This is a genomic window from Actinoplanes sp. GCM10030250, assembly GCF_042666575.1.
Lineage (GTDB): Bacteria > Actinomycetota > Actinomycetes > Mycobacteriales > Micromonosporaceae > Actinoplanes.
Window position 1 is genome coordinate 52,337 of the sequence record NZ_JBHTDO010000006.1, and the last position, 22,307, is coordinate 74,643.

The 22,307-nt window shown below is 70.4% G+C and carries 21 protein-coding genes; 13 read left to right on the forward strand and 8 right to left on the reverse strand.

Annotated features, from left to right (window positions below):
- Positions 1-143: 143 nt before the first annotated feature.
- From ACFQV6_RS10995 to ACFQV6_RS11005, 3 genes are all read left to right on the forward strand, one after another.
- Complete coding sequence (locus tag ACFQV6_RS10995; protein WP_378027294.1) at positions 144-1,448, forward strand: choice-of-anchor B family protein; 1,305 nt, start codon at positions 144-146, stop codon at positions 1,446-1,448.
- Positions 1,449-1,477: 29 nt separating this feature from the next.
- A complete protein-coding gene (locus ACFQV6_RS11000) occupies positions 1,478-2,356 on the forward strand; it encodes a hypothetical protein (RefSeq protein WP_378027295.1) in 879 nt (292 codons plus the stop codon).
- A gap of 103 nt (positions 2,357-2,459) precedes the next feature.
- Complete coding sequence (locus ACFQV6_RS11005; RefSeq protein ID WP_378027296.1) at positions 2,460-3,236, forward strand: NPP1 family protein; 777 nt, start codon at positions 2,460-2,462, stop codon at positions 3,234-3,236.
- Between the two features lie 157 nt (positions 3,237-3,393).
- On the opposite strand, the gene ACFQV6_RS11010 is transcribed toward ACFQV6_RS11005, so the two are convergent.
- The 5 genes from ACFQV6_RS11010 to ACFQV6_RS11030 form a co-directional block, all read right to left on the reverse strand.
- Positions 3,394-4,221 (reverse strand): LacI family DNA-binding transcriptional regulator, encoded by an 828-nt coding sequence (locus ACFQV6_RS11010; RefSeq protein ID WP_378027297.1) that lies wholly within the window; start codon positions 4,219-4,221, stop codon positions 3,394-3,396.
- Positions 4,222-4,299: 78 nt separating this feature from the next.
- Positions 4,300-6,741, reverse strand: a complete 2,442-nt coding sequence (locus tag ACFQV6_RS11015) for a glycoside hydrolase family 2 TIM barrel-domain containing protein (RefSeq protein WP_378027298.1) — start codon at positions 6,739-6,741, stop codon at positions 4,300-4,302.
- On the reverse strand, positions 6,738-7,559 hold the full coding sequence (locus ACFQV6_RS11020) for a carbohydrate ABC transporter permease (protein WP_378027299.1): 822 nt from the start codon (positions 7,557-7,559) through the stop codon (positions 6,738-6,740). Before ACFQV6_RS11020 ends, ACFQV6_RS11015 begins: the two co-directional genes overlap by 4 nt.
- A complete protein-coding gene (locus tag ACFQV6_RS11025) occupies positions 7,556-8,491 on the reverse strand; it encodes a carbohydrate ABC transporter permease (RefSeq protein WP_378027300.1) in 936 nt (311 codons plus the stop codon). Before ACFQV6_RS11025 ends, ACFQV6_RS11020 begins: the two co-directional genes overlap by 4 nt.
- Positions 8,488-9,795, reverse strand: a complete 1,308-nt coding sequence (locus ACFQV6_RS11030; RefSeq protein WP_378027301.1) for an extracellular solute-binding protein — start codon at positions 9,793-9,795, stop codon at positions 8,488-8,490. The genes ACFQV6_RS11025 and ACFQV6_RS11030 overlap by 4 nt, the downstream gene beginning before the upstream one ends.
- A 219-nt stretch (positions 9,796-10,014) precedes the next feature.
- Between ACFQV6_RS11030 and ACFQV6_RS11035 the strand changes: the two genes are divergently transcribed.
- From ACFQV6_RS11035 to ACFQV6_RS11045, 3 genes are all read left to right on the forward strand, one after another.
- Entirely contained in the window at positions 10,015-11,187 is a 1,173-nt protein-coding gene (locus ACFQV6_RS11035) for an ROK family protein (RefSeq protein WP_378027302.1), read from the forward strand.
- A gap of 138 nt (positions 11,188-11,325) precedes the next feature.
- Positions 11,326-12,312 (forward strand): glycosyl hydrolase, encoded by a 987-nt coding sequence (locus ACFQV6_RS11040; RefSeq protein WP_378027303.1) that lies wholly within the window; start codon positions 11,326-11,328, stop codon positions 12,310-12,312.
- A gap of 84 nt (positions 12,313-12,396) precedes the next feature.
- A complete protein-coding gene (locus tag ACFQV6_RS11045; protein ID WP_378027304.1) occupies positions 12,397-12,741 on the forward strand; it encodes a GntR family transcriptional regulator in 345 nt (114 codons plus the stop codon).
- A gap of 70 nt (positions 12,742-12,811) precedes the next feature.
- On the opposite strand, the gene ACFQV6_RS11050 is transcribed toward ACFQV6_RS11045, so the two are convergent.
- The 3 genes from ACFQV6_RS11050 to ACFQV6_RS11060 form a co-directional block, all read right to left on the reverse strand.
- Positions 12,812-14,203, reverse strand: a complete 1,392-nt coding sequence (locus tag ACFQV6_RS11050; RefSeq protein WP_378027305.1) for a cellulase family glycosylhydrolase — start codon at positions 14,201-14,203, stop codon at positions 12,812-12,814.
- Positions 14,204-14,380: 177 nt separating this feature from the next.
- A complete protein-coding gene (locus tag ACFQV6_RS11055) occupies positions 14,381-15,715 on the reverse strand; it encodes a hypothetical protein (protein ID WP_378027306.1) in 1,335 nt (444 codons plus the stop codon).
- Positions 15,712-16,761 (reverse strand): NAD-dependent epimerase/dehydratase family protein, encoded by a 1,050-nt coding sequence (locus tag ACFQV6_RS11060; protein ID WP_378027307.1) that lies wholly within the window; start codon positions 16,759-16,761, stop codon positions 15,712-15,714. Before ACFQV6_RS11060 ends, ACFQV6_RS11055 begins: the two co-directional genes overlap by 4 nt.
- Before the next feature lie 155 nt (positions 16,762-16,916).
- Between ACFQV6_RS11060 and ACFQV6_RS11065 the strand changes: the two genes are divergently transcribed.
- Genes ACFQV6_RS11065 through ACFQV6_RS11095 form a run of 7 tightly spaced genes read left to right on the forward strand, consistent with a single transcriptional unit; the run spans position 16,917 to position 22,260 of the window.
- Positions 16,917-17,576 carry a glycosyltransferase family 2 protein gene (locus ACFQV6_RS11065; protein ID WP_378027308.1) on the forward strand — a complete coding sequence of 220 codons (660 nt, stop codon included), beginning with the start codon at positions 16,917-16,919 and terminating at the stop codon, positions 17,574-17,576.
- Positions 17,573-18,232: a DUF2064 domain-containing protein gene (locus ACFQV6_RS11070; protein WP_378027309.1), complete on the forward strand. Its 660-nt coding sequence runs from the start codon at positions 17,573-17,575 to the stop codon at positions 18,230-18,232. The genes ACFQV6_RS11065 and ACFQV6_RS11070 overlap by 4 nt, the downstream gene beginning before the upstream one ends.
- Positions 18,229-18,870 (forward strand): SAM-dependent methyltransferase, encoded by a 642-nt coding sequence (locus ACFQV6_RS11075; RefSeq protein ID WP_378027310.1) that lies wholly within the window; start codon positions 18,229-18,231, stop codon positions 18,868-18,870. Before ACFQV6_RS11070 ends, ACFQV6_RS11075 begins: the two co-directional genes overlap by 4 nt.
- Positions 18,843-20,081 (forward strand): molybdopterin-dependent oxidoreductase, encoded by a 1,239-nt coding sequence (locus ACFQV6_RS11080; RefSeq protein ID WP_378027311.1) that lies wholly within the window; start codon positions 18,843-18,845, stop codon positions 20,079-20,081. Before ACFQV6_RS11075 ends, ACFQV6_RS11080 begins: the two co-directional genes overlap by 28 nt.
- The gene (locus ACFQV6_RS11085; RefSeq protein ID WP_378027312.1) at positions 20,078-20,521 is read left to right on the forward strand and encodes a hypothetical protein; all 444 of its coding nucleotides are present in this window, start codon (positions 20,078-20,080) and stop codon (positions 20,519-20,521) included. The genes ACFQV6_RS11080 and ACFQV6_RS11085 overlap by 4 nt, the downstream gene beginning before the upstream one ends.
- A 9-nt stretch (positions 20,522-20,530) precedes the next feature.
- Positions 20,531-21,247, forward strand: coding sequence for a response regulator transcription factor (locus ACFQV6_RS11090; protein ID WP_378027313.1), 717 nt, complete (start codon positions 20,531-20,533; stop codon positions 21,245-21,247).
- Positions 21,244-22,260 (forward strand): sensor histidine kinase, encoded by a 1,017-nt coding sequence (locus ACFQV6_RS11095; protein ID WP_378027314.1) that lies wholly within the window; start codon positions 21,244-21,246, stop codon positions 22,258-22,260. Before ACFQV6_RS11090 ends, ACFQV6_RS11095 begins: the two co-directional genes overlap by 4 nt.
- Positions 22,261-22,307 lie beyond the last annotated feature (47 nt).

The following is a 22,307-nucleotide window of genomic DNA, read 5'->3' on the forward strand; positions in this document are numbered from 1 at the left end:
CTCCATATCACCTCACTTATCTGCATTCCGATATGGTCGATAAACATTGACGTATGTCTAATTGATGCTTAGCGTTCAGGCACGCACCCGGCGCGTGCCACACCCTGCGCGCGCCGACTCCTCCGCGTGAAAGGGCGTTGACCATGCTCCGAGGAGTACGTCGCACGACACTGGCTGTCACCACACTTCTCCTGCTCGCCCTCGCGGGCCCGCCGGCCACGGCGCACGACCCGGACACCCCGGAGGGCAAGGCCGAGCAGGCGGAGATGCTGCGCATCTACGAGCCCACCTGGCGCAGCGGTGAACGCCTCGCCGGCGCGCCGCTGACCTGCGTCAACGGCATGGTCGACAAGTATCCCTGCAAGAACGTCGACCTGCTCAGCTTCCTGCCGCAGTCCGCGCTGGGCGGCGGCGGCTCGTCGAGCATGTGGTACTGGACCGACACCCGCGACAGCAACGAGTACATCCTGTACTGCCGCTCCAACGGCGTGTCGTTCATCAACGTCACCGACCCCGGCAACCCGCGATACCTCGGCAATCTGCCGGCCGCGAATGGCGTCAGCTCATCGTGGTGCGACATCCGCACGTACCGCAATTACGCCTACATCGGCAAGGACTCCGTTTCGCACGGAATTCAGATCTTCGATCTCAACAAATTGCGCGGTGTGACGAACACGCAGACGTTCACCGCCGACGCCCGTTTCACCGGACTGACGAACAGCCACACCCTGTGGATCAATCAGAGCACAGGCTTCCTGTACGTCTCCGGCGCGAACACCTGCAGCAAAGGCCTGACCATCTACGACATCAAGACCCCGCTCAGCCTCAAGCAGGCGGCCTGTTACAACCGCGAGGTCTATTCGCACGAGTCGGTGGTGGTCAACTACGCCGGGCCGGACACCCGCTTCACCGGACGCGAGATCGCGTTCAACTACACCGGCCAGGGCAAGCGGTTCCAGATCCTCGACGTCACCGACAAGGCGAACATCAAGGTCCTGTCCAGCGTCACCCACCCCGGTGCCAGCTTCATCCACCAGGGCTTCGCCACCAGCGACTACAAGCACATGATCGTCAACGACGAGACGATCAGCACCCGTGGCGGCAGCCCGGAGTTCGTCTACAACATCGAACGGCTCGACGCCGCGCGGTACGTGGGCAAGGACGTCGCGGCGCGCGGCGAGTTCGTCAACCACAACGGCTACACGGTCGGCAACCGGCACTACCAGGCGGCGTACCGCGGCGGCCTGCGGATCCTCGACACCACCACCGCGGCCTCGGCCAAGCTGCCCGAGGTGGGCTATTTCGACGTCGACCCGGCCTCCAACGCCAGCGGCTACAGCGGCAGCTGGATGGCCCTGCCCTACCTGAAGAACGGCGTCGTCGCCGTGCAGAGCATCGGTGTGGGCCTGTTCCTGGTGCGGCCCACCGGCACGGCGGCCGTACGCTGACCAGTCAGAACGCCGGCGCGGACCACACGGTGCGCGCCGGCGCCGGCCTCAGCCGCCGCCTGACGGCGGCGGTGACACTCGCGGGGTTCCTCGGCGCCGCCTACCTGTTCGCCGACAGTCGCGGCCCGGCCGCGGTCCCGGCGCCGGTGGCGGCGGCACCCTCGCCGGTCGCCTATCACAGTGACGGCCTCTCCGACGCCTACGACGGCTTCCGCGCGGAGCCGCTGACCCTGCCCACCGGGCGCGGCACCGGCACGGTGTCCGTGCGCGTCACCGGCCCCGCCGGGACAGCCACCGACTTCCAGCAGGTCCACACCAAACAGATGCACATGTACGTGCTGCGCGACGACCTGTCCGGATATCAGCACCTGCACCCCGAGGTCGTCGACGGCGCCTGGACGGCGCCGGTGACCATCACCGACGGCGGCGCCTACCGGGTCTATCTCGAGTTCGTCCCGCACGGCCGCCCCGCCGCCGGCCCCACCGGCGCCGAGCCCACGGTTCTCGGCATACCGTTCGTCATCGCCGGCGACACCACGATGGTCCCGGTCCCCGCGCCGCGGGAGCGGGCCCGCTCCGGTCCCTACACCGTGCGCCGCCTCGACGGCACCGCCGACCTGGCCTCCGGCACCCCGGCGGCGCTCCAGTTCCAGGTGCTGCGCGACGGCCGCCCCGCGGTGCTCGAACCGTACCTCGGCGCGTACGCCCACCTGTCCAACTTCGAGGTGCGCACCCAGGGCCTCAAACACCTGCACCCGCTGCCCGCCGACGCCAACGGCGGTGCACCGGCCGACGGCGTCCTCGCCTTCCACGCCGCCTTCGCCGAACGCGGCGACAAGCGCCTGTTCCTCCAGTTCCGCGCCGGCGGCGGCGTACATCAGGTCGCCTTCACGCTGTTCACGACCTGACCGATTTCCGGAACCGGAAGCTATTGACCGGCCTCTATCGTGACCATGAAGATCACGTGGAGCCGCCAGCCCGATGGCGTGACGACACGAAGGGTCGACGACTATGCGTCGTAACCGTTCCCTTGCCCGGATCGGGGCCGCGTCCGGCCTCACCGTGCTTCTCCTCGTAATCTCCGCCGCACCGGCCTTCGCCGACCCACCCCGCAACCTCCCGCAGAACGCCGGCGGGTACGAGCAGTCGTTCTCCCCCGCCTACGACTACGACACCGACGGCTGTTACGCCACCTCGGCCATCGGCCCCGACGGCACGATCGCCACCGGGCTCAAGACGACCGGCGCGGTCAACGGCAGCTGCCGCGATCAGGTGGACCTCGACAACTCACAGACCTACGCCCGGTCGAAGTGCAACAGCGGCTGGTGCGCCATCGTGTACGCCAGCTACTTCGAGAAGGACCAGGCCGTCGCCGGCAGCGGCCTCGGCGGCCACCGGCACGACTGGGAACACGTCATCTCCTGGGTGAACCAGGCAACCAACCAGGCCGAGTACGTCAGCACGACCCAGCACAGCTCACAGAAGACCTACACCCGGTCGCAGGTGCGCTTCGACGGCAGCCACCCGAAGGTCGTCTATCACAAGGACGGCCTGTCCACTCACTTCTTCCGGCTCGCCAACAGCAACGACGAGCCGCCGGAGAACCACTACCACAACTGGCGTTACCCGCCGCTCGTCGACTGGACCGGCTATCCCAGCCTCGACCTGCGGAACAGGCTGATGGCAGCCGACTTCGGCTCGGCCACCATCAAGATCAAGGACGGCTCGTTCGAATACCTGCTCAACGCCGCCAAGCCGGCCGGCATCCCCTTCAACCCGTACGCGTAAGGGCCCGACCGGGCGGGGCTTCGCCCCTGAAGCCCCGCCCGCATCCGAACGCGGTCATCCCCCGCGGGTGATGCGGGCAGCGGCGACGCCGACATTGCATGAGGTGCCCCGGCCGGGTCAGGTCCCACGCCGGCGCTGCGGCGGATCCGCCGAGAGTTCAGCGGGTGCTCTCGCGGGCGACCAGGTGCGCGGTCGGCGCCTGGTAGACAGCGGGAGCCGCGCCGGCCATCGCGTCGAGCATGGCCCGGGCCGCCAGCTCGCCGATCCGGCCGACGTCGTGGCTCATCGCGGACAGCGGCGGCACGGCCAGCTGGCAGAGGTTGGAGTCGTCCCAGGCGACCACCGACATGTCGCGCGGCACCGCCACACCGCGTTCGCGCAGCTCGTCGAGCGCGGCGAGAGCCATCACGTCGTTGTCGCAGACGATCGCGGTGGGTCCGCCGGCGAGCAGTCCGGCCGTCTCGGCGCGGCCCGACTCGTACGAGTAATCGCCCTCACCGTGCAGCAGCCGCAGGCCGCGCGCGGTGGCCTCGGCCTCGGTCCCCTCGCGCCGCAGCTGGGTGTGCACGAACGACATCGGGCCGCTGATGTGCCCGATCACCGCGTGGCCGCGCTCGGCCAGGAAGCGGATCACCTCCCGGGCGAACCCGGCGTCGTCGGTCCACACCGTCGGCAGGCCGGACGCCGTCGACGGGGCGCCGATCACCACCGCGGGCAGCCCCAGCCGGTGCACCAGGGCCACCCGGTCGTCGTCGGGCGTCATGTCGACGATCACGACACCGTCGACCCGCTTGTCGGCGGCCCACCGCTCGTACGTCTCGTTCTCCGCCTCCCGGTCGGTGACGACCTTGACCAGGACGGACACTCCGGCGGGGGTGAGCACGCGCTCCAGCCCTTCGAGGAACTCGTGGTAATACGGCTCCTCGCCGAGCACCCGCGAGGCACGCGCCAGCACGAGCCCGACCCGCCGTTGTGCCTGTGTCACCGCTGCCTCCGGTCTGCCGCACCCAGGCGATACCGTACCGGCAAGGCCCCGCTCACCCGGGTGGGTACGCATTCGACATCAGTGGCGCCCGATGACCGACGCGAGGTCGGTGACCACCCACGGCGCCTTGACCGTCGCCGGGTCGAGCTCGACCGGTCCGCGCACGCGGACGACCGCCGACTCGCCGGGCAGCAGGGTGAGGAAGCCGCGGTCGGCGACTGCCCGCGGATGGATCCGGTCAGCCTGCACCAGCACGTCCCGGGCCAGGCTTTCCGCCTGAACACGCAGATCAAGACCGCCGGGCACCGGGTCGGCGGTCACCGTCAGGCCCGCGTCGGGATAGGGAAAGTCCCTGTCCGGTACGCCGAACCACAGCGCCCGCACCCCGTCGAGCTCGGCAACGAGGAGCTCTCCGGCACCGGCCGCTGTCACGTCTTGAGGGATCGGCACGGTGCGGACCTGCCGGGCGGGCACGTCGACGTGCACGGCCCACGCCGCCCGCAGTTCACCGGCCGCGGTACGCCGCTGCACGGCCAGGCGCCCGGACCAGGGCTGCGGGCTGTCGTTGAGCACCGCGACCACGAGGCCGTCGCCGCGCGGCTGCACGGTCAGACCGTGCGGCGCGTTCAGGGACTTGAGCTCGAAGTACAGCGGCTTGTACCGGCCCGCCCCGTCGATCGCCGCCCACGAGGTGACCGGCCACAGGTCGTTGAGCTGCCAGAGGATGGTGCCGCCGGTGTGCGGCCAGTGCGACCGCCAGTGCTCGACGCCGGTCCGGATGGCCCGTACCTGGTTGAGCTGGGTCAGGTAGTGCCAGGCTTCGGTGCCGGCCGGCTCACCGAAGTGCGGTGCCAGCCCGCGGGCCAGTTTGCCGTTGCCGTCCTCGGCCTTCTGGTGGTGCAGCACGCCCGGCGAGTCCGGCAGCATCGGGTCGTCGGAGACCGCTTCGCGCAGCGTGGTCCACGCGGGCGGCGCCTGCCAGCCGAACTCCGCGACGAACCGGGGTGCCGAGTCGCGGTAGTTGACGTAGTCCTCGCGGTTCCACACCTCCCACGAGTGGAACGTGCCGTGCCCGGTGTCGTTGGGCGGGTGCTCCCACGAGCCCGACCAGGGGCTCCCGGCCTGGTAGGGGCGGGACGGGTCGAGTTCGGCGACGATCCGCGGCAGCGTCTCCAGGTAGTACCGCTCGCCCCAGGTGAGGTCGCCGCCCTCCTCCTCGTCCCAGCGCATCGCGCCGTGCAACCACAGGTTCTCGTTGTTGCCGCTCCAGGTGATCAGGCTGGGGTGCGGGGCGAGGCGGGTCACGTTCTCCCGGGCCTCGGCGACGACCTCCGAGTACAGCGGCTCCTCCTCGGGATAGCAGGCGCAGGCGAACAGGAAGTCCTGCCAGACCATCAGGCCCAGTTCGTCGCAGGTGTCGTAGAAGGCGCGGTCCTCGTACAGACCGCCGCCCCAGACGCGGATCAGGTTGACGCCGGCGTCGGCGGCCTCCCGCAGCCGGTGCTCGTAGCGCTGCCGGGTCATCCGGGACGGGAAGATGTCGTCGGGGATCCAGTTGACACCCTTGATCAGCACCGGCTCGCCGTTGACCTCGATCAGGAAGCGGGAGCCGGCCGTGTCCGGGCCGCTGTCGATGGCCACGCTGCGGAAGCCGGTGCGCCGCTGCCACGAGTCCAGGAGCACGTCTCCGGCGAGCAGTTCGACGGTGAGGTCGTACAGGACGGGCTGTCCGTAATTGATCGGAGCCCACGGTCGTACGCCCGCCATGGTCCTGTCGAGATGCCACCGCGACTCGCCGGGCGGCATCTCACCGCGCGCCACCTCGCGGCCGTCGAGGGAAACCCGCACGGTGAGCGGTGTGTCGTGGAGGCGCTCGGCCTCGATGGTCAGGTCGAGGTGCCCCTCGGTGCCGGTCCAGGTCGCGAGGGGGCGGACCGTGGCGAGGCGGGCGACGCTCCAGGCCTCCAGGCGGACCGGCCGCCAGATGCCGGCGGTGACCAGCGTCGGGCCCCAGTCCCAGCCGAAGCCGCACGCCATCTTGCGGATGAAGTTGAACGGCTCGGGATAGGCGTTGGCGCGCGGACCGAGCAGGTCGCGGACGCGTTCCGCCTCGGTGTAGGCCGAGGTGAAACGCACGGTGAGCGGCTGTGGGGTGCCGTCGAGCAGGGCCGTGACGTCGTAGCGATAGCTGCGGTGCATGTTGCGGGTCGTGCCGAGGGTGGCGCCGCCGAGTTCAACGGCCGCCACCGTGTCGAGGCCGTCGAAGACCAGGTCGACGCGCTCGTGCGCCGGTCCGGTCCAGGCGATCTCCCGGGTGTAGTGCCAGTCGGTGCGACCGACCCAGGCGACCGCCTTCTCGTTGTCGTCCTGGAACGGGTCCGGCAGCCGGCCGTCGTTGATCAGGTCGACGTGGACACAACCCGGGACCACCGCCGGAATGGCGATGTCGTCCGTCTTCTGGCGCAGTTCCCAGGCGCCGCCGAGGTCTTCGAGGTGCAGCATGGTGACGTCCTTCGTCATTTGGTGGCTCCGGCGGTGATGCCGTTGTAGATGAAGCGCTGCAGCAGCAGGAAGATCACGACGGTCGGCAGGAGGACGATCATCGTGCAGGCGGCGATCGTCTCCCACTGCGCTCCGTAGGGGCCCTTGAAGCGGAACAGCGCGGTGGAGATGACGGTGAGATCGGGCGATCGCAGATAGAGGAAGGGGATGTAGAACTCGTTGTAGATCGCGATGCCCTTGATGATCACCACGGTGGCGATGGCCGGTTTCATCAGCGGCAGGATGATCCGGCGGTAGATGGTGAACCGGTTCGCGCCGTCGATCATCGCGGCCTGGTCCAGGCTCTGCGGGATCGACTGCATGAACTGGATGAAGATGTAGATGGACACGATGTCGGTGCCCAGGAACAGGACGATCGCCGACCACTGGGTGTTGACCAGGCCCATCGACTTGACGATCTGATAGGTGGCGACCTGCGTGGTGACGCCGGGGACGAGCGCGGCGACCAGGAACAGGCCGAGGACCAGGCGTTTGAAGGGAAAGGCGAAACGGCTTATCGCGTACGCGGCCAGGGTGCCCACCGCAACCGTGCCGGTCAGGGACACGACCAGGATGATCGTGGTGTTGACGAACCCGCGCAGCATGTTCCCGCCGGTCCAGGCGGTGGCGAAGTTGTCGAGGTTGAACCAGTTCCGCGGCGGGGTGAGCGGGCCGGTGGCGTTGTACTCGGCCGACGTCTTGAGGGCGGCGAAGAGGACGACGACGAGCGGGATGAGGACCACGAGCGAGGCCAGCACGAGGGAGGCGTACTTCGCGGTGCGAGCGACCTGGGTCATGACAGGGTCACCTCTTCGTCGGGCAGGACCCGGCGCTGGATCCAGGTGAGCAGCAGGACGATCAGCAGCAGCACGACCGCCATGGCCGAGGCCAGGCCGATCTGCCGGAATTGAAAGGCTGTCTGGTACGCCTGGATGACGAACGTGCCGGTGCCGTTCGCGCCGCCGGTCATGATGAACGGGATCTCGAAGACCGCGAGGCTGCCGGAGATCGCCAGGATGAAGGACAGGCTGATGATGCGCCGGATGCCGGGGGCGATGATGTGCCGGAACTGGTGCCACCGGTTCGCGCCGTCGATGTCGGCCGCCTCGTAGATCTCGCCGGGTATCGACTGGATCGCGCCGAGGAACAGCACGAAGTTGAGCCCGGTGAACCGCCACACCGATGTGCCGGCGAGGGAGAGGTTCGCGATGTCCGGGTCGCCCAGCCAGTACCGGGTGTGCTCGCCGAGCCCGAACGCCCGCAGCATCGTGTCCAGGGTGCCGTCGGGCTGGAACAGGTAGAGGAAGACGAAGCCGACCGCGACGCCGTTGAGCAGGTACGGGAAGAACAGGATGCCCTTGAACAGGTTCTTGAAGCGGACGTTGAACGAGAGCACGACGGCGAAGTAGAGGGCGATCGCGATCTGCGCGAACGACGCTGCGAAGTAGTAGAGGCTGACCACGAAGACGCGCCAGTACCGTTCGTCGGTGAAGACCCGCACGTAGTTGTCGAGGCCGGCCGGGTCCATGGTGACGTCGAGGCCGTCCCACTTGTGGAAGCTGTAGAACAGCATGTTGGCGACCGGCACATAGGTGAACGTGATCAGCAGGATCAGCGCGGGCGCCAGGTACCACCACGGGCTCTGCCACAGCCGGCGCCGGGTGCGCCGGCCGGTCGCCCGGGCCGCCGTGACGGCGGTCCGGGTGCCGGGGACGACGCGAGTGGTCATTTCATGACCTGCGACTGGGCCGCGCTCCACCGCTTGTTCAGCTCGGCGAAGTAGGTGTCCTTGTCGCCCTCGGCCGCACCGCGGGCGATGTCGACGAGCTTCTGCCGGTAGATCTCGCCCTTCAGGTCGATCTCCGACTCCTTGATGATCTCGTCTTCCTTGCCGGGGTTGGCTGTCGCCGCCGGTACCTCCATCAGCTCGACGCCGGTGGCGGTGAAGGCCTGCAGGCCCGCGGGCAGCGGCTGGCTGATCGCCGGCGGGATGGCCTGCTGGCCGGTGGCGAAGCCGGACTCGTTGACGAACCAGTCGAGGAACGCCTTCGCTGTCGCCTTGTTCGGCGAGTTCTTGCTGACGGCGGCGAGCTTGTCGCCGTCGATGGCGGCGTGGAACTTGCCGCCGGTCTGGTACGGGAACGGCCAGAAGCCGATGTCCTCGGGGTTGGCGCCGGCGGCCTTGGCGGCGTCCTGCATCTGCGGGACGGCCCAGGAGCCGAGCAGCATGGTCGCGACCTTGCCGGTGGCGATCATCGGCTTGGAGCTTTCCCAGTTGGTCGTCAGCGGGTCGTTCTCGCTGAGTTTCCGGTTCACGATGTCGTAGAGCAGGCCGTCGGTGACGTACTGGATCTTGCCGGGCTGCCAGGGGCCGGTGTCTGCCGGGAAGGCGTCGTTGATCGCCGGGTCGGCCAGGACGGCACGGTGGTTGTTCCACTCGCTCAGCGGCCAGGCGTCCTTGTAGTTGGTGTAGTACGGGGTGGCATCGGTCTTGCCGGCGATGGCTTCGAGCCCGGCGAGGAACTCCTCGGGTGTCTTCGGCGGTGCGGTGACACCGGCCTGTGCCCAGATCCGCTTGTTGATGACGAAGCCCTTGGCGATGCCGCCCAGCGACAGCCCGTACACGTTGCCCTCGTAGGTGGCCGGGCCGGTGAACCGGTATTTCGCCGACAGGTCGGCGCCGGTGCCGAGCGGCTCGAAGAACTGGCTGTACTGGTCGAGGGCGACGGTGCCGGGGATCAGCAGCACGTCGCCGTAGTCACCGCCGCTGAGCTGGGTGGTGACGTCGTTGTCGTAGTTCGTCACGCCCTCGAAGGTGACCTCGGTGCCGGGGTGCCCGGCCTCGAAGGCGGCGGCGTACTCCTTGAACGTGGTGTCGACCAGGTCGGTGCGGTTGGTCAGGACGGTGATGGAGCCCTTGACGTCGCCGGAGAGGTCGCCGGTGTCCTCGTTGCCGGCGCCGCCGGTGCAGCCGGACGTCAGGGCGAGCGCGGCGGCAGCGCCGATGCCGATGAGGTGCCTTCTATTGATCATGCCGGGATCCGTCCGCTGAGGGGAATCGGGGCGGGTGCGTCACCGCCCGGTGGAGCGCCCAGCATGAGACGGCCGTTACAGCCGTGTCAAGGTTAGATTACTAATTTATTTTTGACCCGGAGCCTTGCCGTCGAAGCTCACCGTGGCGTCTCCTTGGTTCCGGCCGGGACAGGTAAGTTAGCGGCGGCCCATCGGCACACGAACCGGAGACACCCCGCTATGGCTCGTCGAGAAGCACCCGCAGCCGGACCGGGAAGTCGCGCTCTGATCGTCGACGTCGTCCGGTCCTCAGTGGCCATCAGCCGGGTCGAGCTCGCCGAGCTGACCGGGCTCACCCAGCCGTCGATCTCCAACATCGTCCGCGACCTGATCGCCGACGGCATCATCCACGAGATCGGCTCGACCGACTCCGTGCTGGGCCGGCGCCGCAAGCTCATCGCGATCAGCCCGGCCAACCGGTTCGGCGTCGGCTTCAACCTCGGGCCGGACACGGTCACCTGCGTGGCGATCGACCTGACCGGCGGGGTGGTCGGGCGCGAGGTGGTGCCGCGGCTGCCCGGCGAGGTGTGGGGGGCCGATCGGCTGGCCGAGCGGTTCGAGGACTTCACCGGTGGGCTGGCGCTGCCGCGCGACCGCATCGAGGGTCTGGCGATCGTGACACCCTTCTCGCAGGCCGAAGATCACGCTGCCGGTGAGGTGCGGGCCGAGCTGGAGAAGCGGCTGGGTGCGCCGGTGCTGATGGAGAACGACGCGGCGGCCGCGGCGCTCGGCGAGTTCTGGAGCCGGCGGGTGTCGCGGGAGCAGGCGTTCGGGTGCATCTACCTGTCCACCGGGATCGGTGCCGGGTTCGTGTTCGGCGGTGCGCTGTACCGCGGGGCGAGCTTCGGTGCCGGGGAACTCGGTCACGTGTCGATCGACTACGCGGGGCGGCCCTGCCCGTGCGGCAACCTCGGGTGCGTGGAGCAGTACTCGTCGATGCGTGCGGTGGTGGTGGCCGCCCGCGAGCATGCTGACCTGCGGGGACGGCTGCCGCTGGACGGCAGCGAGTCGAGTGCGTACGACGCCGTTGCCCGGGCCGCGGTCAACGGCGACTCGGAGGCGTACCGGGTGCTGGACCAGGCCGCCGAGCGACTGAGCGTGGCCGCGACGTCCATGGTGAACCTGCTGGATCTCGGCCGGCTCGTGCTCACCGGGCCGGGCGTCGCACGGGCCGGATCGATCTTCGCCCGCCGGTTGCGCGCTCATCTCGGCCGGACCGCGCACTCCCGGCAGCGGCACAGCGTGTCCGTGGAGCTCTCGGCCCAGCCCCGGGACGCGGCCGGCATCGGCGCCGCCGCACTGGTGGTTCAGGCGTCCGTCGCCCCCGGCCACACTCCGGGCCAGACCGTCTGACTCCAGCGGTCGCAACATCGAGGGCCGCTCGATCACCGCTCGAAACTTAAATTATTAATGCACCTATTGACACGTCCGTAATAGGTCCCCGAAGCTGACGTCACGAAAGCCGTACCCCCCGAAGGAGGACCGCCTCCCATGAAGATCCCCATCCGCGTGCTGACCGCCTCCGTCCTGATCGCGGGCGCCGCCGTCGCCGTCGTCACCCCGGCACAGGCGTTCCCCGCGACGCCCAAACAGACCGTGATCAACTACCTGAAGGCGATCACCGGGAAGAACATCGTCAGCGGCCAGCACAACAAGGAACCCGCCTCCGCCCCCGGCCAGTACACCCAGCAGGTCCGCGACATCACCGGCCAGTACCCCGGCCTGTGGGGCGGCGACATGATGTTCAACGCCGCCGACGTCAACAACCGCCAGCGGGTCGTCGACCAGGCCAAGACCGAATGGGCCAACGGCTCGCTCGTCGCCCTGACCTGGCACGCCTGCTCCCCCACCGTCGGCGCCACCTGCAACTTCGACGGCGGCGTGAAGACCAGCATCAGCAACACCCAGTTCCAGCAGATCGTCACCGGCGGCACCAGCCTCAACACCACCTGGCGCAGCCGGATGGCTGCCGTCGTCCCCTACCTCAGGCAGCTGCGGGACGCCGGTGTCCCGGTGCTCTGGCGTCCGTTCCACGAGATGAACGAGACCTGGAACTGGTGGGGCGGACGGCCCGGCGCGAACGGCGGCGCGAAGATCTACCAGCAGATGAGGGACTACTTCGACAGCCAGGGCCTGACCAACCTGATCTGGGTGTGGAACGTCCAGGACAACCCGGCCGGCGGCTGGTCGAACTACTACCCCGGCAGCAACTACGTCGACGTGGTGTCCCTCGACGCCTGGTACAAGAACCACCCGTCGAGCGGCGACTACCAGCAGATCCAGTCGATCGCCGCGGGCAAGCCCATCGCCATCGCCGAGATGGGCAAGGTGCCCACGGCGGCGCTGCTCGACAGCCAGCCCCGGTGGGCGTACTTCATGATCTGGTCCGAACAGCTGCGCGGCAGCAACAGCAACACGGAGATCCAGAACGCGTACTTCCTGCCCCGGGTCCTCAACCAGGGCGAGGTCAGGTTCTAGTCAATCCCGGTCAGTCACGCGCCGCTCGTCACCGCGACGGGCGGCGCGTGCCTGTGTAAACAGAGAAACCGGTGACCTTGGGCGGTGGAGTCAGAACTCGCCGCGACCATCGGCGTCAGCCGGACACCGGTGCGCGAGGCGCTGCGCCGCCTGCACGCCGAGGGCCTGGTCGACTGGGCGGCCAACCGGGGTGCGACCATGCCGGCCTGGAGTGACCAGGACCTCGAGGAGATCTTCGAGCTGCGGGCACTGCTTGAGACGCCGCTGGTCAATCGGACCTTCCGCCGGTACGACGACGCGGCGATGGCGCGCAGTATGTCGCATCATCGGGAGTTGATCGCCGCGTTCGAGGCGGGGGATCGGGCCTGGGCCGGGTCGGTGATGCGGGCGCACATTCTGGCTGCCCGGTCGACGCTGGGTGCCGCCTGAGGTGGACGGGCCTGGCCGGCGTTCCCGGCCAGGCCCGATCGCTGTCTCACGCCGGCTTCAGAGTGGCGAGCTACTTCATGTTGGCGATGACGAACGGGCCGTGGCCGCGCAGGTAGTTGTTCCAGCCGCCGGTGACCGGGGCGCCCGGGGACAGCAGGTTGGTGGTGTCGGTGCCGACGTCGAGTTTCCAGGCGGTCCAGGAGATGCCGTTGGCCTTCATCCAGTCGATCCACGCCTGTGCCTCGGACTGGCAGACGACGCCGTCGAGGCCGCCGTCAGCGTGGCTGGCACCCCACTCGGTGACGAACAGTGCCAGGCCGGCCCGGATCGCGGTGTCGGCCTTGGCGCGCAGCGAGGCGCCGTGCGTGCAGGAGTAGAAGTGCAGCGTGTACATCAGGTTCGTGCCGGACAGCGGGCTGCTCGCGGCCACGTCGACGTCCTGTGACCAGGTGGGTGTGCCCAGCACGATGATGTTGTCCGGGTCGTTCTGGCGGATCGCGGTCACGACGGCCTGGTGGTAGGGCTTGATGACGTTGGCCCAGCTGACCTGCAGCGGCTCGTTGTAGGGCTCCCAGATGACGTTCGGCAGGTGGCCGTACCGGCGGGCCAGGTCGGTGAAGAACGCGACCGACTGCGAGCGGTGGTTCTCCGCCACGTGGTCGTGCCAGTCGACGATCACGTACACCCCGGCGGTGACCGCGTTGTTGATGATCGTCTCGACCTGGCCGCGGGCCTTTGCCGGGTTGCTCAGGTAGGCGCCTTCCGGCTCCACGCCCATGGCGGCCCTGACGACCTGAAGGTTCCAGTTGTCGCGCATCCAGGTCAGGGCCGAGAGGTTCTCCGCGTACGGCTGGGTCTCCCAGTTCAGCCACATGCTGCTGATGCCGCGCAGCTGGATCCGGTTGCCGTTCTTGTCGCACATGGCGACGCCGCACACCCGCAGCTGCCCGTGCTGTGCCACCGGAGTTCCGCCGGGGGCGGACGGCGAGGTGGACGGCGAAGTGGACGGGGAGGACGACGGCGAGGTGGACGGCGACGGCCGGGTGCTGGTCGGTGAGGTGGTCGGGGTGCCGCCACCACCGCAGGAGGCGCCGTCGATCGTGCAGCCGGTGGGGGTGCCGCTGCCGTTGACGATGAATCCGAAGGAGGTCGAGGCGCCGGCGGCGAGGGAGCCGTTCCAGGCGACGTTGGTGAACGTGTACCGGTTTCCGGATGCCGTCGACTGCGCATTCCAGGAATTGCTGACCGTTGAGCCCGACGGCAGGTCGAACTGCACCCGCCACGACGTCATCGCGGCCGAGGTGTTGTTCGTGACGGTGAATTTGCCCTCGTAACCGCCGTTCCAGCTGTTGGCGACGGTGAATTGGGCGGCGGCCGCACTCGCTGGTAAGGCGGTGAGGATCAGCGCGGCGATGAGCGCGCCGGCGACCGAGAGCACCGTGGTGATCTTGAGTCTTTTCATGAGGGTCCGCTTCGCTGTGGGGATGAGGGGAAGGGGATGCAGCGCCTGCATAGACGTGCGTCGAACGATATTCGGGAGCGCTCCCACGGTCAAACCGGGGCGAGAAGGGAACCACAACCTGGAAAGGTTCCACGCCATTTGAAAAGTGCCGGGAAATGGTTACGCCGCTGCGGCCCACTACCACGTCGTCAGGAGCAGGTGGTTCACCACGAGTGCCACCACCGCCTGCGCGACGAGCCATGCGCGGCGATCGGCGGGCGGGATCAGGGCCGCGCCGGCCATCAGCCAGACGGCGAAGGGCAGCCAGATCCGTTCGACCTCGGCTTTGCTGTAGCCGGACAGGTCGGCGGCGACGATCGCGGCCGCGGCGGCGAGGGTCAGCACCCAGGAGACGTTCGCGGCGCGTGGCTGCCGGGGAGAGACGGTGCTGAGGACCGCGCGGCGGAGGTGCACGGCGGCGGCGGGACCGGCGGCGACGGTCATCAGCGCGAGGTTCGCCCAGGCCCAGAAGGCGTACGCGCGGTCGGCGGCGATGCCCTGGTAATAGCGTTCGATGACGAGGTGGTAGCCGGTGAGCCAGGAGAATCCGGCGGTCGTGAACGCGGCCACCACCGGCGCGGCCCCCGCGAACGCCCATCCGGCGGTGCGCCGGTGCCGGCCCAGCAGGACGACAGCCAGCGCGATCGGGGCCATCAGGACGAGCCCGTAGGACAGGTAGCAGCCGAAGGCCAGCAGGGCTCCGCCGGCGAGCGCACCGATGGCACGCCCGCGGGTGACGCCGTACGCCAGCATGGTGATGCCGGTGGCGGTCACCCCGGCGAACAGCCCGTCGGCCGACACCCCCGCCCAGACGGCACCGGGGAACAGCACGGCGAAGGGCAGCACGGTGCGGGCCGTCTCGTCGGTGCCGAGCAGGCGTACGGTGTGCGGCACGGCGACCGCGACGAGCGCCGCCGTCAGGATGCAGAGGACACCGGCCCAGCCGCCGCCGCTGAGCCCGGCCCGGTCCAGCCAGACGAACACGAGCAGCGCGCCCGGCGGGTGACCGGACACATGCGTGGTCCAGGAGTCCGGCTGGAAGTCGAGGATCCGCGTGGTGAAGGTGCCCAGCATGGCGGGGATGTCGGTGACGCCGGGAACCTCGTGCAGGTATTCGTGGTCGGTGGTCAGCCGGCCGGCGACGCCGCGCTGCCAGCCGTCGATCAGGGCGAGCGACAGCGTCCAGGCCACGGCGGTGGCGTAGGAGAGGGCGAGCAGCGGGCGCCAGGACAGCCGGGCCGCCAACGCGGGTCCCCGCTGACAGACCAGCACGGCCACCAGCAGGGCCGATGGGGTGCCGGGACCGATGTGGGGCAGCCAGTGCGCGAACAGGGGTGCCGCGCTGGCGTGCACCGGACGTCCCAGCAGGTGCAGGATCCCGCCGGTGACGGCGGCGACCGCGAGCAAGCAGCAGGCGGCACCGGCGGCGATCAGATCGGCGCGAGCCAGACGGTGCCGGACCCGGACTCTCATCCGCGCAGCGGTGCGGAGGCGAACTCGGTGACCCCGTCGGCGAGGCCCACCGCGGCCTTGAACCCGAGTTCGGTCTCGGCCCGCCGCGGCGAGGCGACCACATGGCGTACGTCGCCGAGCCGGAACTCGCCGGTCACCACCGGGGACGGGCCCCCGGCCGCGCGGGCGAGTTCGGCGGCCATCTCCCCGACGGTGGCGGGACGGCCGGAGGCGATGTTGTACGCCCGCCAGCCGGTACGCGTACCCGTCGCCACCAGCGCGGCGAGGTTGGCCGCCGCCACGTCACGGACGTGCACGAAGTCGCGGCGCTGGCCGCCGTCCTCGAACACCCGCGGTGCCCGCCCGGCCTCCAGCGCCGACCGGAAGATCGCCGCGACCCCGCTGTACGGGGTGTCCCGCGGCATGCCCGGCCCGTACACGTTGTGATAGCGCAACGCCACCACTGTCGCGCCGGTCTGCCGAGCCCAGGCGGCGGTGAGGTGTTCCTGGGCGACCTTGGTGGCGGCGTACACGCTGCGCGGATCCAGTGCGGCGTCCTCACCCACGAGCCCCGGCCGTACGGCGGCACCGCAGATCGGGCAGGCCGGTTCGAAGCGGCCGGCGGCCAGGTCGGCGACGGTTCGCGCGGCGGGGCGTACCGGGCCGTGCTCGGGACAGGCGTAGGCGCCCTCGCCGTAGACGACCATCGAGCCGGCGAGGACCAGCCGGCCGACGCCCGCGCGGGCCATCTCGGCGAGCAGGACCGCGGTGCCGAGGTCGTTGCAGCGCACGTACTCCGGCAGGTCGTCGAGGTCGACACCGAGCCCGACCATGGCGGCCTGATGGATCACCACGTCGACACCGCTCAGCGCGCCGGCGACGGCGGTCCGGTCGGTGAGGTCGGCCCGGTTCAGCGGTGCCCCGGCCAGGTGGTCCGGCAGTGGTGTGCGGTGGGCGCCGGGATGCCCGGAGTCGAGGATGGTCACGTGGTGGCTCGCGCCGAGCAGGGCGGTCACGACATGGGTTCCGATGAAACCGGCTCCGCCGGTCACGAGTACGTGGGTCACGGCGCCGACCGTAGGACCGAACCACGGCTTGCGGCGCCGGTCGCGGTGAGCCGTCAGCGGTTCGTAAGGTTTGCCGGGTCACGTCACCGTTCCGTAAGGGTTCGTCATCGGCGGGTAAGGATTTGCGGGCCGATTCGCGGCTAGCGTCCGGCGCCATGACCGATGTGGTTCTTCCCTGCCGGAACGAGGCTGCGGCCCTGCCGGATCTCCTGGCCCGGATGCCGGCCGGCTACCGGCCCCTCGTGGTGGACAACGGTTCGACCGACGGCTCCGCCGAGGTGGCGCGGGCGTACGGCGCCGAGGTGATCAGCGTGGCCGAACCCGGGTACGGCGCGGCCGTGCACGCCGGTGTGGTCGCGGCGAACCCGGCCGACGGCGTCGTCTGCGTGATGGACGCCGACGGCTCCTTCGACCCGGCGCAGCTGCCCCGGGTGGCCGCTCCGGTCCTGGCCGGTACGGCGCAGCTGGGCACCGGTCGGCGCCGCCCGGCGGTGCGCGGAGCGTGGCCGCTGCACGCCCGGATCGCCAACGCCGTGCTGGCCCGCCGGTTGCGGCGCTCGAGCGGCCTGCCGGTGTACGACATCGGGCCGATCCGGGCCGTCCGCCGCGACGACCTGCTGACCCTGGAACTGCGGGACCGCCGGTTCGGTTACCCGCTGGAACTGCTGATCGCGGCCGGGCGGGCCGGCTGGCGGGTGGTGGAGGTCGACGTCGACTACCACCCGCGGGCGGCGGGCACCCGCTCGAAGGTGACCGGCACCGTGCTCGGCACCGTCCGCGCGGTCCGCGACATGAGCGCGGTGCTGGCCCGGTGAGCGCCCCGCAGATCCTGGTGCTGGCGAAGGCACCGGTCCCCGGCCGGGTCAAGACGCGGCTCTGCCCACCCTGTACTCCGGAGCAGGCGGCACGGGTCGCCGCCGCCGCGCTGGCCGACACCCTGGACACCGTGACCAGGACCGCCGCCGGTTCCCGTGTCCTGGTCGTCGACGGTGATCACCCCGCCCCGCCCGGCTGGGTGTCGCTCCCCCAGCGAGGCGGGCCGCTCAGCGACCGGCTCGCCGACGCCTTCGCGGACACCGGAACAACGGGCGCCGCCACGGTCCTGATCGGCATGGACACTCCGCAGCTCACCGCCGGTCTCCTCGACACGATTCTGGAGCTTTTGCGTACGGCGGACGGGCCGGACGCGGTCCTCGGCCCGGCCGTCGACGGCGGCTGGTGGGCGCTCGGCCTGCGCGACGCCCGCCATGCCACGGTCCTGCGTACGGTCCCGACGTCCCTGACCACTACCGGACAGCAGACCCTGACCGCGCTACGCCGTCGCGGCTTGCGGGTCGGCCTGCTGCCCCGGCTGCGTGACGTGGACACCGCGGCCGACGCCCGTACGGTGGCCGCGGCGTGCCCGCCGGAGAGCCGGTTCGCCGCCGCCGTCGCCGCCGAGGTGCCGTCGATCGCGGCGGTGGCCCGATGAACGCCGTCGCGGTGTTCGACACCGCCATCAGCCGGGCCGCGGCGGGAGTCCCGGCCGCGTTCACGGCCCGTCACCCCAGCGGCGGTGTGCTCCGGTTCGACCCGGCCGCCTGGTGCCGGGACACGATCGCCGGGGACGCCGGGCTGCTCGAACGCTGCACCGGACCGACCCTCGACGTCGGCTGCGGTCCCGGCCGGCTCACCGGTGCGCTGATCGGCGCCGGACGGCCGGCGCTCGGCATCGACGTCAGCGCCGCCGCGGTGCGCCTGGCACACAGCCGTGGCGCGGTCGCGCTGCAACGCGACGTCTTCGGCCCGGTGCCCGGCACCGGCCGCTGGCAGCACCTGCTGCTGGCCGACGGCAACATCGGCATCGGCGGTAACCCGCGCCGGTTGCTGGCCCGCTGCGGCGCGCTGCTGGGAGCCGGCGGCCGGCTGCACGCGGAGCTGGCGCCGCCCGGCACCCCCGCCTGGTCCGGTATCGCCACGGTGCACGCTCCGGGCGGCGCGGGCAGTCCGCTGCGCTGGGCGTGTGTCCCCCTCGACGACCTGCCCGCCCTGGCCGCGGCCACCGCGTTGCGCATCGTCGACACCTGGGCGGAGGCCGGCCGGTGGTTCGCCACCCTGACCGCCCGGTGACCGGCGGCCGGACGCTGCCGCGGCGGCTCGCCCGCTGGTGGTCGGTGCCGCTGCCGGTGCCCCCGGCGGCAGCGCGCCGCGGGCCGTGGCGACCCGGCGCGTTCCCGTCGGCGGTCCGCTCGGCCCGGCTGACCAGCCTGCTCGGTGTCGCGCTCGGTGTCGCGTTCGCCGTCTGCTTCTTCACCGGGCTGCTCAGCCATCTCATCCAGCATCCGCCGGCCTGGTTCGGGTGGCCGTCGCGCCCGGTGGGGCTCTACCGGTTCACCCAGGGTCTGCACGTGGCCACCGGCCTGGCCTCGGTGCCGCTGCTCGGCGCCAAGCTCTGGTCGGTGTACCCGCGTCTGTTCACTTGGCCGCCGGTCCGGTCGCTCGCCCACGCGGCCGAACGTGGGAGCGTCGCGGTGCTGGTCGCGGCCGCACTGTTCCAGGTCGTGGGCGGTGTCCTGAACATCTCCCGCTGGTATGCGCCGATGCCGTTCTTCTTCACCGCGGGGCACTACTGGGTGGCGTGGCTGGCCATCGGTGCGCTGGTGATGCACGTCGGCGTACAGCTGCCTGTTGTTCGTGCCGGTCTCCTGCGCCCGGCGCCGCAGCCGCGTCAGGACACGCTGAGCCGGCGGGGGTTGCTCGGTGGGGTCGCTGCCGCGGCCGGGCTGATCACCCTGACCACTGTGGGTCAGACTGTTCGGCCGCTTTCTGGCCTTGCGGTGCTGGCGCCGCGCCGCCCGGATGTGGGCCCTCAGGGTTTGCCGGTCAACAAGACCGCGAGCAAGGCAGGGGTACGGGCCATGGCGCTGGACTCGTCCTATCGGCTCGTCGTCATCGGGCCTGGCCGGCGCGCTGACCTGGAGCTGGGTGCGCTTCATGCCCTCGCGCAGCACACCGTGGAGCTGCCGATCGCCTGTGTGGAGGGGTGGAGCGCTACCGGGTGGTGGACCGGTGTGCGGCTGAGTGACCTGGTGGCGCTGGTGGGTGTCGACCCCGGCCGGGCGGCGGTGGAGGTGGAGTCGCTGGAGGCGGCCGGCCGGTATCGCACGTCGGCTGTCGCGCCGGCGCACGTGCGTGATCCGCTGACGCTGGTGGCGCTGCGGCTCAACGATGCGCCTCTGCACGTGGACCACGGGTATCCGGCGCGGCTGATCGCGCCGAACCGGCCGGGTGTGTTGCAGACCAAATGGCTGAGCCGAATCACCGTACGGGAGTCCCGGTGAGTATCCGGGCGGTTCTTGTCGTCGTAGGCGTACTCCTGATGGGTTATGCCGCAGCCGGCGCGCTGACCGATCCTGATCTCGCACCGGCGGGTGTGCTGCTGTTCCTGGCCGGCGCCATGGCCGTGCACGACGTCGTCTGGATGGCGGCCGTCCTGGCCGCCGGAGTCGTGATCACCCGGCTGGTCCCCCGCCGGCACCGGCTGGTGGCGCGTGCCGCCGCGATCAGTGCCGCAGCTGTCACGTTCGTGGCGTTCCCGCTCGTTCTCGGCGCCGGCCGGCCCGCGGACAACCCGTCGGTGCTGCCGCTGCCCTACGGCCGCAACCTCGCCGCCGTCCTGCTCGTCCTCGCCGCGGTGGCCGTGCTGACCTCCTGGTCGGCGGCCCGCCGTAAGGGTTCTGAAAGATCCGCCGAGGGTGGAGCCGGACCCTCGGCTCGGTAGCGTGGGCGGATGGGACATCGGGTGCTGGTGGTCGACGACGACCCGACGGTCAGTGACGTCGTGCGGCGTTATCTGGAGCAGGCGGGATGTGAGGTCCGGCTGGCCGCCGACGGTGCCGACGGTCTCGCCGCGGTCGCCGCCCAGCGGCCCGACCTGGTGGTGCTCGACCTGATGATGCCTGGCATCGACGGTCTCGAGGTGTGCCGGCGGCTGCGCAGGCAGCTCCCCGACCTGCCGGTCGTCATGCTCACCGCCCTCGGCGAGGAGGCCGACCGTGTGCTCGGGCTGGAGGTCGGCGCCGACGACTACGTGACCAAGCCGTTCTCCCCGAGGGAGCTCGTGCTGCGGATCCGCTCGGTGCTGCGCCGCACCGCGCCCGCCGCCCACCCCTCCGCGCCCTCCGCCCAGGCGCGGCTGACCGACGCGGAGCTGGCCGTCGACACCGCGCGGCGCATCGCCGAGCTGGGCGGTGCGACGCTGTCGCTGACGGTCCGGGAGTTCGATCTGCTGGTCTTCCTGATGCGCCACCCCGGGCAGGTGTGGTCGCGCGGCGATCTGCTGGACAAGGTGTGGGGATGGCAGTTCGGTGACCAGTCGACGGTGACCGTCCACGTCCGGCGGCTGCGCGAGAAGATCGAGAAAGACCCGGCCGCGCCGCAGCGCATCCGCACCGTCTGGGGCGTGGGATATCGGTACGACCCGCTCGACGAGACGGCCGGACGGTGAAGGACACCCTGCTCATCGGGCTCTACGCGCTTGTCGCCGGCGGTGTTGTCGGCCTGGCCGGTGCGGGCGCGCTACGGCTGCTGCGTGGCCGCTCGATCCTGGTCCACGTCCTGGTGCTGCTCGTTGTCACCGTGCTCGCGGTGGTCGCCGGCGTCGCCACTGTCGCACAGGCCATGTTCCTGTCCGCGCACGATCTGTGGGTCGTCCTGGTCACGGTGAGCGCGTCCGCCGCGATCAGCCTCGCCGTCGGTGCGGTCTTCGGCAGCCGTCTGGCGGCCTCGGCGGTGTGGGCGCAGGCAGCGCGGGAGCGCGAGCGGCGGCTGGAGGCCGGGCGGCGTGAGCTGGTCGCCTGGGTGTCGCACGATCTGCGTACCCCGCTGGCCGGGCTGCGGGCGATGGCCGAGGCGCTGGAGGACCGCATCATCCACGACCCGGCCACCGTCGACGAATACCACCGGCGCATCCGGGTGGAGACCGACCGGATGACCCAGCTCGTCGACGACCTGTTCGAGCTGTCCCGGATCAACGCCGGAGCCCTGCGGCTGGTGCCGACAAGCGTGCCGTTGCGCGAGGTGGTGTCCGACGCGATCGCCGGTGTCGCGCCACTGGCCGCCCGCCGCCGGATCCACCTGGTCGCCACGGACAGCGGCTGGCCCATCGTCCGCGCCGGGGAGCGGGAACTCGCCCGGATCGTCAGCAACCTGTTGATCAACTCGGTGCGGTACACGCCTGAGGACGGGACCGTGCACATCGCCGCGGGTCATGAGCGCGATGATGTGTGGCTGTCGGTTTCGGACACCTGCGGTGGCATCCCGGAGAAGGACCTGGGCCGGGTCTTCGACGTGGCGTTCCGCGGCGAGCGCGCCCGCACCCCGGGAAACGCCGATGCGGGCGGTGGTGGCGGGCTGGGGCTGGCCATCGTGCGTGGCCTCGTCGAGGCGCACGGTGGGCGGGTCGATGTGCGCAATATCGGTCGCGGTTGCCAGTTCGAGGTACGCCTACCCGCCGCCTGACTCTTCCGCGGCCGGGCGTGCGGGTTCTCTCGCACACCCGGCCGTCA